The 16,256-nt window shown below is 61.9% G+C and carries 18 protein-coding genes; 11 read left to right on the forward strand and 7 right to left on the reverse strand.

Annotated elements, in window-relative coordinates:
* Window positions 1–12: 12 nt before the first annotated feature.
* Window positions 13–1,353 (forward strand): NADP-specific glutamate dehydrogenase, encoded by a 1,341-nt coding sequence (gdhA, locus tag PRJ_RS03520; RefSeq protein ID WP_003247498.1) that lies wholly within the window; start codon window positions 13–15, stop codon window positions 1,351–1,353.
* 165 nt (window positions 1,354–1,518) lie between these two features.
* Here the strand turns inward: gdhA and PRJ_RS03525 are convergent, their stop codons facing one another.
* The 4 genes from PRJ_RS03525 to PRJ_RS03540 all read right to left on the reverse strand — a co-directional run bounded on the left by PRJ_RS03525 (window position 1,519) and on the right by PRJ_RS03540 (window position 5,071).
* The gene (locus PRJ_RS03525) at window positions 1,519–2,016 is read right to left on the reverse strand and encodes a GreA/GreB family elongation factor (RefSeq protein ID WP_060538637.1); all 498 of its coding nucleotides are present in this window, start codon (window positions 2,014–2,016) and stop codon (window positions 1,519–1,521) included.
* Window positions 2,017–2,083: 67 nt separating this feature from the next.
* The gene (locus PRJ_RS03530) at window positions 2,084–2,440 is read right to left on the reverse strand and encodes a lipoprotein (RefSeq protein WP_003247495.1); all 357 of its coding nucleotides are present in this window, start codon (window positions 2,438–2,440) and stop codon (window positions 2,084–2,086) included.
* Window positions 2,441–2,657: 217 nt separating this feature from the next.
* Window positions 2,658–4,511, reverse strand: coding sequence for a DUF4105 domain-containing protein (locus tag PRJ_RS03535; RefSeq protein WP_049586363.1), 1,854 nt, complete (start codon window positions 4,509–4,511; stop codon window positions 2,658–2,660).
* A gap of 71 nt (window positions 4,512–4,582) precedes the next feature.
* A complete protein-coding gene (locus PRJ_RS03540) occupies window positions 4,583–5,071 on the reverse strand; it encodes a DUF3015 domain-containing protein (protein WP_003247492.1) in 489 nt (162 codons plus the stop codon).
* 250 nt (window positions 5,072–5,321) lie between these two features.
* On the opposite strand from PRJ_RS03540, the gene PRJ_RS03545 reads away from it, so the two are divergent.
* The 5 genes from PRJ_RS03545 to PRJ_RS03565 all read left to right on the forward strand — a co-directional run bounded on the left by PRJ_RS03545 (window position 5,322) and on the right by PRJ_RS03565 (window position 10,165).
* Window positions 5,322–7,760 carry a Lon protease family protein gene (locus tag PRJ_RS03545; protein ID WP_004575710.1) on the forward strand — a complete coding sequence of 813 codons (2,439 nt, stop codon included), beginning with the start codon at window positions 5,322–5,324 and terminating at the stop codon, window positions 7,758–7,760.
* A gap of 162 nt (window positions 7,761–7,922) precedes the next feature.
* A complete protein-coding gene (locus PRJ_RS03550) occupies window positions 7,923–8,261 on the forward strand; it encodes a hypothetical protein (protein WP_010951936.1) in 339 nt (112 codons plus the stop codon).
* 189 nt (window positions 8,262–8,450) lie between these two features.
* Window positions 8,451–8,939: a TIGR00645 family protein gene (locus PRJ_RS03555; protein ID WP_003247486.1), complete on the forward strand. Its 489-nt coding sequence runs from the start codon at window positions 8,451–8,453 to the stop codon at window positions 8,937–8,939.
* Window positions 8,940–9,156: 217 nt separating this feature from the next.
* Entirely contained in the window at window positions 9,157–9,462 is a 306-nt protein-coding gene (locus tag PRJ_RS03560) for a DUF6482 family protein (protein ID WP_014589631.1), read from the forward strand.
* Between the two features lie 85 nt (window positions 9,463–9,547).
* The gene (locus tag PRJ_RS03565) at window positions 9,548–10,165 is read left to right on the forward strand and encodes an FKBP-type peptidyl-prolyl cis-trans isomerase (protein ID WP_003247482.1); all 618 of its coding nucleotides are present in this window, start codon (window positions 9,548–9,550) and stop codon (window positions 10,163–10,165) included.
* Window positions 10,166–10,191: 26 nt separating this feature from the next.
* On the opposite strand, the gene PRJ_RS03570 is transcribed toward PRJ_RS03565, so the two are convergent.
* The 3 genes from PRJ_RS03570 to PRJ_RS03580 form a co-directional block, all read right to left on the reverse strand.
* Window positions 10,192–10,437, reverse strand: a complete 246-nt coding sequence (locus tag PRJ_RS03570) for a hypothetical protein (RefSeq protein ID WP_010951938.1) — start codon at window positions 10,435–10,437, stop codon at window positions 10,192–10,194.
* An 84-nt stretch (window positions 10,438–10,521) separates the two neighbouring features.
* Complete coding sequence (locus tag PRJ_RS03575; RefSeq protein ID WP_104960755.1) at window positions 10,522–10,863, reverse strand: zinc ribbon domain-containing protein YjdM; 342 nt, start codon at window positions 10,861–10,863, stop codon at window positions 10,522–10,524.
* A 160-nt stretch (window positions 10,864–11,023) separates the two neighbouring features.
* Window positions 11,024–11,992 (reverse strand): polyprenyl synthetase family protein, encoded by a 969-nt coding sequence (locus PRJ_RS03580; protein ID WP_010951940.1) that lies wholly within the window; start codon window positions 11,990–11,992, stop codon window positions 11,024–11,026.
* A 244-nt stretch (window positions 11,993–12,236) separates the two neighbouring features.
* Between PRJ_RS03580 and rplU the strand changes: the two genes are divergently transcribed.
* From rplU to PRJ_RS03605, 5 genes are all read left to right on the forward strand, one after another.
* Complete coding sequence (gene rplU, locus PRJ_RS03585) at window positions 12,237–12,551, forward strand: 50S ribosomal protein L21 (RefSeq protein WP_003247466.1); 315 nt, start codon at window positions 12,237–12,239, stop codon at window positions 12,549–12,551.
* A 38-nt stretch (window positions 12,552–12,589) separates the two neighbouring features.
* Window positions 12,590–12,847 carry a 50S ribosomal protein L27 gene (gene rpmA / locus PRJ_RS03590; RefSeq protein ID WP_003247464.1) on the forward strand — a complete coding sequence of 86 codons (258 nt, stop codon included), beginning with the start codon at window positions 12,590–12,592 and terminating at the stop codon, window positions 12,845–12,847.
* 188 nt (window positions 12,848–13,035) lie between these two features.
* A complete protein-coding gene (gene cgtA / locus PRJ_RS03595) occupies window positions 13,036–14,262 on the forward strand; it encodes an Obg family GTPase CgtA (RefSeq protein WP_003247460.1) in 1,227 nt (408 codons plus the stop codon).
* 85 nt (window positions 14,263–14,347) lie between these two features.
* The gene (proB, locus tag PRJ_RS03600) at window positions 14,348–15,466 is read left to right on the forward strand and encodes a glutamate 5-kinase (protein WP_003247458.1); all 1,119 of its coding nucleotides are present in this window, start codon (window positions 14,348–14,350) and stop codon (window positions 15,464–15,466) included.
* The gene (locus tag PRJ_RS03605) at window positions 15,463–15,924 is read left to right on the forward strand and encodes a CreA family protein (protein WP_104960756.1); all 462 of its coding nucleotides are present in this window, start codon (window positions 15,463–15,465) and stop codon (window positions 15,922–15,924) included. The genes proB and PRJ_RS03605 overlap by 4 nt, the downstream gene beginning before the upstream one ends.
* Window positions 15,925–16,256: the final 332 nt, after the last annotated feature.

A 16,256-nucleotide genomic window follows, 5' to 3' on the forward strand; every position in this document is an offset into this window, starting at 1 on the left:
GAGATGTCTACCATGATCGAATCTGTCGACAATTTCCTTGCACGCCTAAAGCAGCGTGACCCAGGCCAGCCGGAATTCCACCAGGCGGTGGAAGAGGTGCTGCGCACCCTGTGGCCATTCCTTGAAGCCAACCCCCACTATCTGCAGTCCGGCATCCTCGAGCGCATGGTCGAGCCCGAGCGCGCCGTACTGTTCCGCGTCTCCTGGGTCGATGACCAGGGCAAGGTGCAGGTCAACCGCGGCTACCGCATTCAGATGAGCAGTGCCATTGGCCCGTACAAGGGCGGGCTGCGTTTCCACCCGTCGGTGAACCTCAGCGTGCTGAAGTTCCTGGCGTTCGAGCAGGTGTTCAAGAACTCGCTGACCTCGCTGCCCATGGGCGGCGGCAAGGGCGGCTCGGACTTTGACCCGAAAGGCAAGAGCGACGCCGAAGTGATGCGCTTCTGCCAGGCGTTCATGAGCGAGCTGTATCGCCACATCGGCGCCGACTGCGACGTACCGGCCGGTGACATCGGCGTGGGGGCCCGCGAAATCGGCTTCATGTTCGGCCAGTACAAGCGCCTGGCCAACCAGTTCACCTCGGTGTTGACCGGCAAGGGCATGACCTATGGCGGCAGCCTGATCCGCCCGGAAGCCACCGGCTATGGCTGCGTTTACTTCGCCGAAGAAATGCTCAAGCGTCAGGACAAGCGTATCGACGGCCGCCGCGTGGCGGTGTCCGGTTCGGGCAACGTCGCCCAGTATGCTGCGCGTAAGGTCATGGACCTGGGCGGCAAGGTGATCTCGCTGTCTGACTCTGAAGGTACCTTGTATGCAGAAGCCGGGCTGACCGACGCCCAGTGGGACGCCTTGATGGAGCTGAAAAACGTCAAGCGCGGACGTATCAGCGAGCTGGCCGGGCAATTCGGCCTGGAGTTCCGCAAGGGCCAGACCCCGTGGAGCCTGCCGTGCGACATCGCCCTGCCATGCGCCACCCAGAACGAGCTGGGCGCCGAAGATGCCCGCACCTTGCTGCGTAACGGCTGTATCTGTGTGGCCGAAGGCGCCAACATGCCGACTACCCTCGAGGCTGTGGATATCTTCCTGGACGCCGGCATTCTGTACGCCCCGGGCAAGGCCTCCAATGCGGGCGGCGTAGCCGTGTCGGGCCTGGAAATGTCGCAGAACGCCATGCGCCTGCTGTGGACGGCCGGTGAAGTGGACAGCAAGCTGCACAACATCATGCAGTCGATTCACCATGCATGCGTGCACTACGGTGAAGAGGCTGATGGCCGGATCAACTACGTCAAGGGGGCGAACATCGCGGGCTTCGTGAAAGTGGCTGATGCGATGCTGGCTCAGGGCGTGGTCTGATCTGAGACCGTAGGGGGCCGCTTTGCGGTCCATCGCGACACAAGGCCGCTCCCACAGGCTGGACTGCACCCGAGAAGTTGGACACCCATCCAACCCTTGGGGGCAGTCAAGGCCCTGTGGGAGCGGCCTTGCGTCGCGATGGGCTGCAAAGCAGCCCCAGGGCCCTCAACCCTCACCCAGAATCTCAACCACCTCTATCACCTGTTCCCCCACCGGCCGCCGCCAGACCACCTCATCACCCGGCCCAGCCCCGAGCAACGCCCGCCCCAATGGCGAACCCCAGTTGATCAACCCCCGCCCGGCATCCGCCTCATCCTCGCCCACCAGCTGCACCACTTGCTCCTGGTCCTGCGCGTCGACAAACCGCACCCGGCTACCAATCTGTACCTTGCTATGGGAAGTCGCCGCGGGTACCACCTGGGCGCTTTGCACCCGCGCGCTGAAGTAGCGCAGATCCCGCTCGGTATCGGCCAGCCGTTGTTTGTCACCCCGTTCGCCCTGCGCCTGCAGTTCGCTGCGCAAGGCATTCAGCTCGGCCACACGCGTTTGCAGCTGGCGCAGGCCGCTGGCCGTCACATAGTTGGGCTGTTCGCTGATGCGCCGCTCGACCGGCTGGTCGGCCTGGTCGGCGGCTTGGTCTTCGTTGACGAATGCTCGGCTCATGTAGGGCCTCCTTGTGCATGAGACCATCATGGCAGGCCGCCGGTTTAAAGGAATGTCCGTTTGCGACTCAATTGTGGCGATAGGCCTTGGCAGCGCCGCGGTCCTTTTCCTGCTCCCACTCGCGGTCACGCTGGTCCCAGAAGCGCTCGTGGTATTGGCGCTGTTCTTCGCTGTTCTGCATGGCATGACACTGGCGAAAGCCATCGTCCCAGCCGGTTTCGTACTGACGCTCGTGCAGGTAGCGCGGTACGTTCTTGCGGAAGTTGCCCACCATCAGCCCGGCCGCCTGGCGGCCACTGCTGCAGCCGTCCTGGAAGCCATCCGCATAGGCAGGAGGGTAACCGTGGTTGACCATCTGCTCGTGGGTGGTTTCGCAACCCGACAGCAACAACGCAATGCACACGCCGAACCAGTACCGCGACATAGCCACAAAGCCCTCCAGTTGATGGTGGAGAGTCTAGGTGGCGATTTGTCGGGTGGGTGTCAAAACAGTGTCAAAGAGTTGGTTCAGTCACACTGCTTTACTAGCCTGACTGGCCGATTCGCGGGCAAGCCCGCTCCCACAGGTACTTGCACAGGCCAAGGATCTTGTGGGGACCCTTGTGGGAGCGGGCGTGCCCGCGAAAGGCCGCAGAGCGGCCTCAGTAGTGATACCACTTCAGCTCCAGCATCACCTCGTTTTGCGCCGTAGCCAGGTGGCTGAATTCCCGCGAGGCACTCAGCCGCAACCCCAGGTTCTGGCTGATCTCCCACTGCTGGTTCAGGCTTACACTGCGACGTACTTCGCCGTTGGTGAAGTAATCGCCCTTGGCCTCCAGCGTCATGTTGCCTAGCCCATTGCGCCACAGCAGCCCGCCATTGAAGCCAGCCGCCGGGGCAATGAATTGAGCGAAGTCGTTGTGATGCTCGACCCGCACCGTGCCCAAGGCAAACCCCAGCAAACCGTCGGCCAGTTGCCAGGTGCCGCCAGCGCCGCCATTCACATGGCTCACCAGCACTTCGTCATCATGCTTGCCCGGCACCCGCTCCAGCCCGCCGGCCACTTGCCATGACCAAGGCTTGAGCAGCTCGTTACGGGGTGTCAGTGAACGGATGGTGGCCAGGTCCAGGCGCTGCACCTGCCAATCGTTGCCTTCGTACTGGCGCAGCTTCAATTGCAGGATTTCGATCTGTGCGCCCAGCGGGAAGCCATAGGCGTTGTCATTCAGGTCGTGGTAGGCCATGCGCAAGCCATATTCGGCGTAGGCGCGGTCTTCACGGGTGCCCACGCCCAGTTGCCAGGTGCGCGAGTCATGGCCATCTTCGGGCAGGCCGGGGCGCTCGATCTGCAGGGGCGGCGGCGGGTTGCTGTTGATCGCCCGCAGCAACTCGAAGCTGCGTTTGGCCTGCCCTGGGTCGCGTTCCTGGCCATTGGCCCGATAGCGTTCAAGGCGATACGCGGCATCTTGCACCAACGCTTGGCGTTCGCGAGGCAGGGCCTGGAATTCTGGGCTTTGCAGTTGCGCAGTGTCGGCGCTTACAGCCAGCACCTGGCGCTTTTCGTCGTGGTCGAGTGGCTCGGCCCTGGCCAGCAATTCACGTTCGCGAGAAGGGCGGTAAGTTTCGCTGGCGACCAGGCCGGACTGCTTCACGGCTTTCACCGTGTCGGTGGGAATGGCGGTCAGCGGGAACTGAGACGTCAGGTCCAGGCTCGGCCGGGCCACTTGCAGCAGCTCCAGCAGGCGATACGAGCAGTTTTCGTCGAAGAAGAAGTAGTCGAACTGGATCTGCTTCAGCTCCCACACATGCTCGACCATACGTCCGGTTTCTTCGGGGGTCAGGTCCAGCTGGTATTCCCACAGGTCGCGGTTTTCCAGGCTGCGGTATTCGGAGAGTTTTTCCTGGTAGGGCATCAGCGCGAACAGCCCCGGGTAGCCGCCCATCAGGCCTTTCCAGGCGTACAGGATGCTGTTGTCGCTGCCTTCGATATAGGCACCGAAGTTGATGGCGTAGCTCAGCAGCGTGGTGTCGTCGCTGCGGGTGTTGGACTGGTCGATGCGCAGCAGGGTGTGCCCGAACATCGACGACGGGCTGTTCAGGTAGGCTGCCGGGAAGATCAACGCGGCGCTGTGCGGGTCGATCGACTGGTACCAGGTCTTGAATTCCTGGCAGTCCGGTTGTGGCAAGTCTTGCAGGTCGAGCTGTTCGCGCAGCCAGCGGGTGCGAGCGGGGAATACGCACTGGGCGTGCTTGTCACCGAGGCTGGCCGGGGCATACAGCGCAGCGACCGTAGCCTTGAGTTCCTGGTCCGGATGGTGCGCGCCATCTTCGGCGAGGAAGAACGCATCATCATCCACATAGCTGCGCCAGCCGCCGAGCTTGGCGGTTTCGTAATGTCCAATGGCGAGCCAGTAGGGGGTATTGGCCAATTGCTGGAGACGGCCTGGATCCAGCATGGGGGCGGCATGAACAGGGGCGCAGGCACACAGCGCCAGGGCAGCGAGGCGTTTGAGCATATCGGGCAACTACTTCTTGACGATGCCGAAAAAGGCGAAACCCGCCCCGGGTGGGGCGGGAGCAGCTGTGCTTAGGCCTCGGTAGCGTATTTGGCCAGGCGTGGGTCGCTCTTCAGAACGGCCAGGGTGTTGCTGTGGACAGTTTCGGCAGTGACGTCGGCGCTGCTGAAGATCTGGTTGAAGTGCTGGTGGGTGACCGAGTTGAAGTAGCTGCGGTCCTCCGGTGCTACGCCGAGAACGACGGCATAGGTGGTCAGTGCTTCGCCCTGGCCCATGGCCATGTCTTCGGAAAGCTCGTTCATCATGCCGTTCATGGCGAACCAGGACTTGCCGCCGTAGGTCAGCGAAGCCTTGGTCGAGCAGCCGTTGGTGCCGGAGGTCATGCCGAAGGTGGCGTTACCGGAGGTGCCGTTGGTGGTAGAGGCCAGGAAGTGTGCCGGCGTGCCGCGCTGGCCTTCGAACAGCATGTTGCCCCAGCCGCAGTTCGGGCCGCCTGGCGCTTCGGCCATGGCGTTCAGCGAGACCACGGTGAACAGAGTACCCAGAAGAATCCGTTTCATAGCATTTGTTCTCTTTGTCTTAACCAAGGGTCAGGGTTTCTGGCAACTCGGTTGCCAGGTCGGGAAAGCTTTTCACCCACCCGCGCAGCTTGGAGTTTAGGCACGATCTAAAGGTTGCGTTGTTGATTGCGAAAAATTTGCTGTCACAAGACTGCACCGGCTGCGACATAAAGTCCCGTGGAGCCTTGCAAGGCGCGCGCGGGCAGCGCCAGAATGCTGCGTATCTGCCCCGCCGAAGTAAGGAAACCCAATGCCCGATCCTGTCGCTGCGCGCCTGCGTCTTGCGCCTGAAGCCCTGACCCGGCGTTTCTCCCCCGAGCAGTTTGCTTTTACCCATACCGACGATCTGGAGCCGTTTCGCGGAGTTCTGGGCCAGGAACGTGCTGTCGAGGCCCTGCAGTTTGGCGTGGCCATGCCGCGTCCTGGTTACAATGTGTATGTGATGGGCGAGCCCGGCACCGGGCGCTTCTCGTTCGTCAAGCGCTACCTCAAGGCCGAGGGCAAGCGCCAGCAGACCCCGGCCGACTGGGTCTACGTCAACCACTTCGACGACACCCGTGAACCACGTGCACTGGAGCTGCCGTCCGGAAGCGCCGCCGAGTTCATCAGCGACATGGGCGGATTGATCGACAACCTGCTGTCGACGTTCCCGGCGGTGTTCGAACACCCGTCCTACCAGCAGAAGAAGGGCGCCATCGACCGCGCTTTCAACCAGCGTTATGACCGTGCTCTGGATGTGATCGAGCGCGCGTCGCTGGAAAAGGACGTGGCCTTGTACCGCGATGCCAGCAACGTCGCCTTCACGCCAATGGCGGATGGCAAGGCGCTGGATGAAGCAGAGTTTGCCCAATTGCCGGAAGAGGTGCGCGAGCAGTTCCACGAGGACATTGCCCTGCTTGAGGAGCGCCTTAACGAAGAGCTGGCCAGTCTGCCGCAATGGAAGCGCGAATCGAACAACCAGCTGCGCCAGCTCAACGAAGAAACCATCACCTTGGCACTGCAGCCGTTGCTGGCGCCGCTGTCGGAAAAGTACGCCGAAAACGCGGCGGTTTGCGCCTACCTGCAATCGGTGCAATTGAACCTGTTGCGTACGTTGGTCGAGCAACTGGTCGATGACAGCAAGTCCGACGCCGTGGCCCGCAAGCTGCTCGAAGAGCAGTACGCGCCCAGCCTGGTAGTGGGCCATCACGCTGACGGTGGTGCGCCGGTGGTGTTCGAGCCGCACCCGACCTATGACAATTTGTTTGGCCGTATCGAATACAGCACCGACCAAGGTGCGCTGTATACCTCATATCGCCAATTGCGCCCAGGCGCGCTGCACCGGGCCAACGGCGGCTTCCTGATTCTGGAAGCCGAGAAAATGCTGGGCGAGCCGTTCGTATGGGACGCGCTCAAGCGTGCGCTGCAGTCGCGCAAGCTGAAGATGGAGTCGCCGATCGGTGAGCTGGGCCGTGTTGCCACTGTCAGCCTGCAGCCGCAGGTGATTCCGCTGAACGTCAAGCTGGTGATCATCGGTTCGCGCCAGCTGTACTACGCGCTGCAGGACCACGACCCGGACTTCCAGGAGATGTTCCGCGTGCTGGTGGACTTCGATGAAGACATGCCGATGGTCGACGAGAACCTGGAGCAGTTCGCCCAGCTGTTGCGCACCCGCACCAACGAAGAGGGCATGGCGCCGCTGACCAGTGACGCGGTGGCGCGTCTGGCCACCTACAGTGCGCGTCTGGCTGAAAACCAGTCACGTCTGTCGGCGCGTATCGGCGACCTGTTCCAGCTGGTCAGCGAGGCTGATTTCATTCGCCAGCTGGCCAGTGATGAAATGACCGATGCGGGTCACATCGAGCGGGCGCTGAAGGCCAAGGCCACCCGTACCGGCCGTGTGTCGCAACGGGTGCTGGACGACATGCTCGCTGGCATCATCCTGATCGACACAGAAGGCGCGGCCATCGGCAAGTGCAACGGCCTGACCGTGCTGGAAGTGGGTGACTCGGCGTTCGGCATGCCCGCGCGTATTTCGGCCACCGTCTACCCGGGCGGCAGCGGTATTGTCGATATCGAGCGTGAGGTCAACCTTGGCCAGCCGATCCACTCCAAAGGGGTGATGATCCTCACCGGTTACCTGGGCAGCCGCTATGCCCAGGAGTTCCCGCTGGCGATCTCCGCGAGCATCGCCCTGGAGCAGTCCTACGGCTACGTGGACGGCGACAGCGCCTCGCTGGGCGAAGCCTGCACGCTGATCTCGGCCTTGTCGCGCACGCCGCTCAAGCAGTGCTTCGCCATCACAGGCTCCATCAACCAGTTTGGTGAAGTGCAGGCGGTGGGTGGAGTGAACGAGAAGATCGAGGGCTTCTTCCGCCTTTGCGAGGCGCGTGGCCTGACCGGTGAGCAGGGGGTGATCATTCCGCGTGCCAACGTCGCCACCCTGATGCTTGACGAGCGTGTGTTGCAGGCGGTGGAGAACGGCATGTTCCACGTCTACGCGGTCAGCCAGGCTGATGAGGCACTGAGCCTGCTGGTAGGGGAGGAGGCCGGTGTACTCGACGACAAGGGGCTGTTCACCGAGGGCAGCGTCAATGCTCGGGTGGTGGAACGCCTGCGTGAAATTGCCGAGATGATCAGCGAGGAAGACATCGAGAAGGCAGAAAAGGAACGCCTGGAAGAGGTGATTGCCCAGGCCAAACCGGCCTGAGTCAATAAACTGGCGCTGGCGGCGATGTGCTACCGTTCAGCGCCAGTTTTCCATCTTTCTGTACTGTTCCTCTATGCTGGAACTTAAGGACGGTACAGCGTTCAGGATGGAAACAGCCTGAGGGTTTCGGGCTGAACAAGGCTCATTGGAGGGGACGCGGCCATGCGCAACCTCAGCCTCACACGCCAGTGCCTGGGCCTGGTGACCCGTATCGAATGCAGCATTCGTCCACTGGCCGGGGATAACGGCATGTGGACCCTGCTGTTCGCCGCCGGCATGGCCGGTGAACAACCCTCCGCGATCAAGGCGCAGGGCCCGTTTCATGGGCCACTGGTGGCTGAATCGGTGCTCAATGCCATCGTCGACAGCCTGACCATGCATGGTTATCAGGTGGCCGATGACCCGCAGATCTGGTGTCTGCATTTGCAGGCGCAGTTGCGGCGGATCAATGGTGAGCGGTGTCGCAACCTGGGGGATTACCAGTTTCATCCTGAGACCTGAAGAATGCCGGGGCAGCTTTGCGGCCCATCGCGACACAAGGCCGCTCCCACAGGTACAGCATCGGCTTGCTGTGGGAGTGTGGCCTTGTGTCGCGATCAGGCTGCGGAGCAGCCCCCGGGCTTTTGCTGTAACAGGTGGCTGGCTATACTCGCCGTCGCTTTTTTAGTCACCTGATGAGTCCTGAACTTCATGGAACGTATCCTCGAAAACGCGATGTATGCCTCGCGCTGGCTGCTCGCACCGATCTACTTCGGCTTGTCCCTCGGCCTGCTGGCCCTGGCGCTGAAATTTTTCCAGGAAGTGGTCCACGTCCTGCCCAATGTCTTTGCGTTGAGCGAAGCTGACCTGATCCTGGTGATCCTGTCACTGATCGACATGTCGCTGGTTGGTGGCCTGCTGGTGATGGTGATGATTTCCGGCTACGAGAACTTCGTCTCGCAACTGGACATCGATGAAAGCAAGGAAAAGCTCAACTGGCTGGGCAAGATGGATTCCTCGTCGCTGAAGATGAAGGTTGCCGCGTCGATCGTGGCGATTTCCTCCATTCACCTGCTGCGGGTGTTCATGGATGCGCAGAACATCTCCACCGATTACCTGATGTGGTACGTGATCATCCACATGACCTTCGTGGTCTCGGCGTTCTGCATGGGTTACCTGGACAAGCTGACCAAGCACTGAGTCCCGCCAGGCCTCACTGCAACTCCTGTGGGAGCGGGCTTGCCCGCGAACACCGGCAAAGCCGGTGCCAGCCATCGCGTGGCCTGCTTCGCGGGCACGCCCGCTCCCACAGAGATCTAGGCTCAACTGACGAGTGGCGTCAGTCATGCCTTGCGCATTCTCCCTTCCTGTACAAAAAATGAGCTCTCATGCGTGGTTCCCATCGCGAGGTGCTCTCATGAACCTGCATCAGCTCAATACCGAGGCCAGGGCTGGCCATGTCGACGAACTGAACCTGATCGCTATCGAAGGCGGTGACTACCTGCTCGAGGCCCGGGTCAAAGGCCATCCTCACCCCCTGTCCGATACCCGCGGTGAACGCTTGCGCGTGCACTCGGTGGAGGATGCGCGCAAGTTGCTGCAAACCATCCCCATGGTCTCGATGAACCTGGTGCACTGGTCGGTGCAGGACGAAATGTGCGGCATGGGTACGCACCCGGAAGAAGACCTGAAGGTGCCGATTTCCCAGCGTTCGGCCTGGTAGCTGCTCGCAGCGCCCCAGTGTGCTAGGCTGCTCGCCCTTTTTATCAAGGGCGCGGCTGCATTGCGCCCTGCAGTGGAGCACGACAATGTCCGAACTCAACCTGTCTACCGACGAAACGCGCGTCAGCTACGGTATCGGCCGTCAGCTGGGTGGCCAGCTGCGCGACAACCCGCCACCAGGCGTTAGCCTGGAAGCCATCCTGGCCGGCCTGACCGACGCCTTCAACGGTGCCGACAGCCGCGTCAGCGAAGCCGACCTGTCGGCCAGCTTCAAGGTCATCCGCGAGGTGATGCAAGCCGAAGCTGCAGCCAAGGCCGAAGCCGCTGCTGCTGCTGGCAAGGAGTTCCTGGTCGAGAACGCCAAGCGTGAAGGCATCACCACGCTGGCTTCGGGCCTGCAGTTCGAAGTGCTGACCGCTGGTGAAGGCGCCAAGCCGACCCGCGAAGACAACGTGCGTACGCACTACCACGGCACCCTGATCGACGGCACCGTGTTCGACAGCTCCTACGAGCGTGGCCAGCCGGCTGAATTCCCGGTAGGCGGCGTGATCGCTGGCTGGACCGAAGCCCTGCAGCTGATGAACGCTGGCAGCAAATGGCGCCTGTACGTGCCAAGCGAGCTGGCTTACGGCGCCCAAGGCGTTGGCAGCATCCCGCCGCACAGCGTTCTGGTGTTCGACGTCGAGCTGCTCGACGTTCTGTAATGCCCTGGAGGCCGGCCCTGCCGGCCTCAATTCCAGTCTGTCCCCCCAGGGCGCAACGCCCGCGCATAGCAGAACAGAAACAGATTCCGTACCAGTTCCTTGAGCACCCCCGGTTCACTCGAATTCAGCCCGCTCATGTCCAGGTCACCCTGGTCACGCAGTTCGTCGAGGGCTTCTTCTTCAAGCACCGCGCACACTTCGCCGGTTTCCCGATGAAGAATGCGCAGGTAGGGGTGAGGGCGTTCCAGCCAGGCGTCGATCAGATAAGTCATGGCTATTCTCCTTGGACAGCAATTCCAATGAGAATAATTCTTATTACCAGAATAGCAAGCGCCAATTGGCGATTTTTTGCCTGATCAGACTTTGCGGACGAACTCGGACTTCAGCTTCATGGCGCCGATGCCGTCGATTTTGCAGTCGATGTCGTGGTCGCCGTCGCACAGGCGGATGTTCTTGACCTTGGTGCCAACCTTGACCACCAGGGACGAACCCTTGACCTTGAGGTCCTTGATCACGGTGACGGTGTCACCGTCTTGCAGGATGTTGCCGACCGAATCTTTCTTCACCACATCGTCGCTGGCCGCCTCGGCATCGCCGCTGGCCGACCACTCATGGGCGCATTCAGGGCAGATAAGCAGAGTGCCATCCTCATAGGTGTATTCGGAGTTGCATTTCGGGCAGGGTGGCAGAGTGCTCACTTCGGTTCCTCAAACAAACAGACGGGCGGTTAAAAGCCCACATTGTAAAAGGTATTTTTCCGGAAGTGATTATGTCCGGACAAAAAGCACCACGGGCAAGAGCGCTCCCCACAAATGGTGCAGGAGCGGGCTTGCCCGCGAATGAAGACGACTCGGTCTGTCAGTGCGTACGCGCGACCGCAAACTCGCTCAGTTCAACCAGCGCATCCCGGTACTCACTGGCAGGCAGCACTTCGAGGCAGGCGATGGCGCGTTTCACGTAATCGCGCGCCAGCTCGGCGGTGTATTTCAGTGCGCCCGATTCTTCGACCGCAACGCGAATCTGTTCCAGATCTTCCAGGCCACCCTTCTGGATCGCCTGGCGTACCAGCGCCGCCTGCTCGGCAGTGCCTTCGCGCATGGTGTAGATCAGCGGCAGGGTAGGTTTGCCCTCGGCCAGGTCGTCACCGACGTTCTTGCCCAGGGTCTGCGAGTCACCCTTGTAGTCCAGCAGGTCGTCGACCAGCTGGAAGGCCACGCCCAGATGGTCGCCAAAGGTACGCAGGGCTTCGCGCTGCTCGTCGGTGGCCTGGGCCAGCGCCGCAGCACTGTGGGTAGAGGCTTCGAACAGCATCGCCGTCTTGCCGCGAATGACCTCCATGTAGACTTCCTCGGTGGTGCTGGCGTCGCGTACGCGCGACAGCTGCAGCACTTCACCTTCGGCAATCACCCGGGTGGCCTTGGACAGGATCTGCATGACCGGCATCGAGCCCAGCTCGACCATCATTTCGAACGAGCGCGAATAAAGGAAGTCGCCCACCAGTACGCTCGGCGCGTTGCCCCACAGGGCATTGGCGGTAGAGCGGCCACGGCGCATGCCGGACATGTCGACCACGTCGTCGTGCAGCAGGGTGGCGGTGTGCAGGAATTCGATGGTGGCGGCCAGCAGGCGCAGGTCGTCGCCTTCGCGGCCCAGGGCCTTGCCACACAGCAGTACCAGCAGGGGACGCAGGCGCTTGCCACCGGCGGACGTGATATAGTCGCCGATCTTCGATACCAGCGGCACGCGCGAGGTCAGCTGCTTCTTGATGATCTCGTCGACGGCGCTGAAATCATCAGCCACCGCGCGGTAGAAGGTTTGGGGTTGCATCGGCTGCTCCAGTGAGGTTGCGCGGCATGCTAGGTCGCGGGTCCCGGTGTGTCAAGGCGCGGTGCCCGCAGGCCGGGGGCGGCACTTGCAAGCAAAACCGCGGTTGCGTACAATCGCGCACCCTAACTTCCTGGGCAGCACCTGCCTTACGCAATTGCGCCGGGCCGTTCCAGCCCTGTGCAGCCATGCCAGCCAATACTCATCATATAAAGCGCTGGGTGAGCAGGATTATCGGAGAAATACCATGTCTTACGCAGTAATCGTTACCGGCGGCAAGCAGTACAAAGTCGCTGAAGGTGAATTCCTCAAGATCGAAAAACTGGAAGTCGCCACTGGCGAATCCGTGACCTTCGATCGCGTTCTGCTGGTCGCCAACGGTGAAGAAGTCACCATCGGTGCTCCAGTTGTTGCTGGCGCTAAAGTAGTGGCCGAAGTCGTTTCGCAAGGCCGCCACGACAAGGTTCGCATCATCAAGTTCCGTCGTCGTAAGCACCACATGAAGCGTATGGGCCACCGCCAGTGGTTCACCGAGATCAAAATCACCGGCATCCAGGCTTAATCCCCTAGATCCCCTGAATTTATTTGGAGAATTGAACCATGGCTCACAAGAAGGCTGGTGGTAGTACTCGTAACGGTCGCGACTCAGAATCGAAACGCCTTGGCGTGAAGATGTATGGCGGCCAGGTTATCAAGCCAGGCAACATCATCGTCCGTCAGCGCGGTACCGAATTCCACGCTGGCTACGGCGTTGGCATGGGCAAGGACCACACCTTGTTCGCCAAGATCGAAGGCGTGATCAAGTTCGAGAAGAAAGGCGAGTTCATGCGCCGTTACGTGAGCATCGTCGCCGCTTAATCGCGACGTCGCTCCAGAAGCCCCGTCATGCGACGGGGCTTTTTCGTTTGTGGTGAGCCTCTTGCAAAGCTGTTTGTCTGGGTTGCCGGCGTTGGTTTCTACGGTCGTACGGGGCCGCCGCGCTCATTTTTGCAAGAGCCTCATGTTTTTGAGTCATTCAGCTCGTCTGCCGACGAGAGGCGGTTTTAATGAAGTTTGTTGACGAAGTATCCATTCGGGTCAAGGCCGGTGACGGTGGCAACGGTTGCATGAGCTTCCGTCGCGAGAAGTTCATCGAGAACGGCGGCCCTAACGGCGGTGACGGTGGTGACGGCGGCTCGGTGTACATGATTGCCGACGAAAACCTGAACACCCTGGTCGACTACCGCTACACCCGTCACCATGAAGCCCAGCGTGGCTCCAACGGCGGTAGCACCGACTGCACCGGCAAGAAGGGTGAAGACCTGTTCCTGCGCGTGCCGGTCGGCACCACCGTGATCGATGCTTCCACGCAGGAAGTGATCGGTGACCTGGTCACCCCCGGCCAGAAGCTGATGGTCGCGCAAGGTGGCTGGCACGGGCTGGGCAACACCCGTTTCAAGTCGAGCACCAACCGTGCACCGCGCCAGACCACCCCAGGCAAACCGGGTGAGCAGCGTGACCTGAAGATGGAAATGAAGGTGTTGGCCGACGTCGGCCTGCTGGGCTTGCCGAACGCCGGCAAGAGTACCTTCATCCGTTCGGTCTCGGCTGCCAAGCCGAAAGTTGCCGACTACCCGTTCACTACTCTGGTGCCAAACCTGGGTGTGGTCAGCGTTGACCGCTGGAAGAGCTTCGTCATCGCCGACATCCCCGGCCTGATCGAAGGCGCTTCCGAAGGTGCCGGCCTGGGTATCCGCTTCCTCAAGCACCTGGCGCGTACGCGCGTGCTGCTGCACCTGGTGGACATCGCGCCGCTGGACGAAAGCAGCCCGGCCGATGCCGCCGAAGTCATCGTCAACGAGCTGACCCGCTTCAGCCCGTCGCTGGCCGAGCGTGAGCGCTGGCTGGTGCTGAACAAGGCCGATATGGTCATGGACGACGAGCGCGACGAGCGTGTGCAGGAAGTGATCGACCGTCTGGAGTGGGAAGGGCCGGTCTACGTGATCTCGGCTATTTCCAAGCAGGGCACCGACAAGCTCAGCCACGACCTGATGCGCTACCTCGAAGACCGCGCCGACCGCCTGGCCAACGACCCGGCCTACGCCGAAGAGCTGGCCGACCTTGACCAGCGCATCGAAGACGAAGCCCGTGCCCAGCTGCAGGCCCTGGACGACGCCCGTACCCTGCGTCGTACCGGCGTCAAGAGCGTGCATGACATCGGCGACGACGATGGTTGGGACGATGATTTCGAGGACGACGAAGACGGTCCGGAAATCATTTACGTGCGCGACTGATCGGTTGCAGTACACTAAACGCCGCTCTCTGGAGCGGCGTTTTTGTATCCACGGTATCTACAGATTCGACATAGGTTGGAAGAAGATGCGAAGCAAGGTGACGGGCGCCAAGCGCTGGGTCGTTAAGATTGGCAGTGCTCTGCTGACCGCCGATGGCAAGGGCCTCGACCGCGGTGCAATGGCCGTTTGGGTCGAGCAGATGGTCGCGCTGCGTGAGGCAGGCGTGGAGTTGGTACTGGTCTCCTCCGGGGCCGTGGCTGCCGGCATGAGCCAGCTGGGCTGGACCAAGCGACCGAGTGCGATGAACGAGCTGCAGGCGGCTGCCTCGCTTGGCCAGATGCGTCTGGTGCAGGCCTGGGAGTCGAGCTTCGGGGAGCACGGGAAGCACACCGCGCAGATCCTGCTGACCCATGACGACCTGTCCGACCGCAAGCGTTACCTGAATGCCCGTAGCACCCTGCGCACCTTGGTCGATCTGGGCGTGGTGCCGGTGATCAACGAAAACGACACCGTGGTCACCGACGAGATCCGCTTCGGCGACAACGACACCCTGGCGGCGCTGGTGGCCAACCTGGTCGAGGCCGACCTGCTGGTGATCCTCACCGACCGCGATGGTATGTTCGATGCCGACCCGCGCAACAACCCCGAAGCGCAGTTGATCTACGAAGCCCGTGCCGACGACCCCTCGCTGGATGCCGTGGCCGGTGGTACCGGTGGTGCCCTGGGCCGTGGCGGCATGCAGACCAAGCTGCGTGCGGCGCGCCTGGCTGCCCGTTCCGGTGCTCACACCATCATTATCGGTGGCCGCATCGAGCGCGTGCTGGACCGCCTGAAGGCGGGCGAGCGTCTGGGCACCTTGCTGTCCCCTGAGCGCGGCATGCTCGCGGCGCGCAAGCAGTGGTTGGCCGGTCACCTGCAAACCCGTGGCACCCTGGTGCTGGATGCCGGTGCCGTGCAAGCGCTGCGTCAGGCCAACAAGAGCTTGCTGCCGGTTGGCGTGAAGACTGTGCAGGGCAGCTTCCGTCGTGGCGAGATGGTGGTGTGCGTCGGCCCGGACGGTGTTGAAGTGGCTCGCGGCCTGGCCAACTACAGCGCCCTGGAGGCGCAGAAGATCATTGGTCAGTCGTCCGAAGCCATCGAGTCGATCCTTGGCTACAGCGCCGAGCCGGAACTTGTACACCGCGACAACCTGGTGCTGGTATGAGCCTGCTGAAGAACGTAATCGCTGTGGTAGCGTGCGTGCTGCCGATGTTGGCCGGCGCCGAAGAGGTCGGCCAGGTGTCCACCGTGTTCAAGTTCGTCGGGCCGAACGACCGCATTGTGGTCGAGGCCTTCGACGACCCTAAGGTAGAGGGCGTGACGTGCTACCTGTCCCGGGCCAAGACTGGCGGGGTGAAGGGGGGCTTGGGGCTGGCCGAGGACCGGGCGGAGGCATCGATTGCCTGTCGTCAGGTCGGGCCGATCAACTTCAAGGGTGAGCTCAAGGATGGCGAGGAAGTGTTCAAGGAACGCACCTCGCTGGTGTTCAAGACCATGCAGGTGGTGCGTTTTCTCGACAAGAAGCGCAACACGCTGGTGTACCTGGTGTACAGCGACCGCATGATCGAAGGCAGCCCGCAGAATGCGGTGACTGCCATTCCGATCCTGCCTTGGGCTCATTGATAGCCCGCTCCTGCATACGCATCGGTGGTTGGGCGCAGGCCGTCGTAGGAGCGGGTTCACCCGCGAAAGGGCCGGGCCTGCTGGCCAATTTCCACCCGCCGTTCACCGTTGCCGCCGCCACCGTATTCGCGGGTAAACCCGCTCCTACATACGCATCGGTGGTTGGGCGCAGGCCGTCGTAGGAGCGGGTTCACCCGCGAAAGGGCCGGGCCTGCTGGCCAATTTCCACCCGCCGTTCACCGTTGCCGCCGCCACCGTATTCGCGGGTAAACCCGCTCCTACATACGCATCGGTGGTTGGGCGCAGGCCGTCGTAGGAGCGGGTTCACCCGC

This window comes from Pseudomonas sp. XWY-1, assembly GCF_002953115.1.
Lineage (GTDB): Bacteria > Pseudomonadota > Gammaproteobacteria > Pseudomonadales > Pseudomonadaceae > Aquipseudomonas > Aquipseudomonas alloputida.

What these genes read in the sequence shown, in the direction of transcription:
- gdhA (WP_003247498.1), top strand. Translation starts at nt 13, where the DNA reads ATGATCGAATCTGTCGACAATTTCCTTGCACGCCTAAAGCAGCGTGAC.
- PRJ_RS03525 (WP_060538637.1), bottom strand. Translation starts at nt 2,016, where the DNA reads ATGAGCCGAGCATTCGTCAACGAAGACCAAGCCGCCGACCAGGCCGAC.
- PRJ_RS03530 (WP_003247495.1), bottom strand. Translation starts at nt 2,440, where the DNA reads ATGTCGCGGTACTGGTTCGGCGTGTGCATTGCGTTGTTGCTGTCGGGT.
- PRJ_RS03535 (WP_049586363.1), bottom strand. Translation starts at nt 4,511, where the DNA reads ATGCTCAAACGCCTCGCTGCCCTGGCGCTGTGTGCCTGCGCCCCTGTT.
- PRJ_RS03540 (WP_003247492.1), bottom strand. Translation starts at nt 5,071, where the DNA reads ATGAAACGGATTCTTCTGGGTACTCTGTTCACCGTGGTCTCGCTGAAC.
- PRJ_RS03545 (WP_004575710.1), top strand. Translation starts at nt 5,322, where the DNA reads ATGCCCGATCCTGTCGCTGCGCGCCTGCGTCTTGCGCCTGAAGCCCTG.
- PRJ_RS03550 (WP_010951936.1), top strand. Translation starts at nt 7,923, where the DNA reads ATGCGCAACCTCAGCCTCACACGCCAGTGCCTGGGCCTGGTGACCCGT.
- PRJ_RS03555 (WP_003247486.1), top strand. Translation starts at nt 8,451, where the DNA reads ATGGAACGTATCCTCGAAAACGCGATGTATGCCTCGCGCTGGCTGCTC.
- PRJ_RS03560 (WP_014589631.1), top strand. Translation starts at nt 9,157, where the DNA reads ATGAACCTGCATCAGCTCAATACCGAGGCCAGGGCTGGCCATGTCGAC.
- PRJ_RS03565 (WP_003247482.1), top strand. Translation starts at nt 9,548, where the DNA reads ATGTCCGAACTCAACCTGTCTACCGACGAAACGCGCGTCAGCTACGGT.
- PRJ_RS03570 (WP_010951938.1), bottom strand. Translation starts at nt 10,437, where the DNA reads ATGACTTATCTGATCGACGCCTGGCTGGAACGCCCTCACCCCTACCTG.
- PRJ_RS03580 (WP_010951940.1), bottom strand. Translation starts at nt 11,992, where the DNA reads ATGCAACCCCAAACCTTCTACCGCGCGGTGGCTGATGATTTCAGCGCC.
- rplU (WP_003247466.1), top strand. Translation starts at nt 12,237, where the DNA reads ATGTCTTACGCAGTAATCGTTACCGGCGGCAAGCAGTACAAAGTCGCT.
- rpmA (WP_003247464.1), top strand. Translation starts at nt 12,590, where the DNA reads ATGGCTCACAAGAAGGCTGGTGGTAGTACTCGTAACGGTCGCGACTCA.
- cgtA (WP_003247460.1), top strand. Translation starts at nt 13,036, where the DNA reads ATGAAGTTTGTTGACGAAGTATCCATTCGGGTCAAGGCCGGTGACGGT.
- proB (WP_003247458.1), top strand. Translation starts at nt 14,348, where the DNA reads ATGCGAAGCAAGGTGACGGGCGCCAAGCGCTGGGTCGTTAAGATTGGC.
- PRJ_RS03605 (WP_104960756.1), top strand. Translation starts at nt 15,463, where the DNA reads ATGAGCCTGCTGAAGAACGTAATCGCTGTGGTAGCGTGCGTGCTGCCG.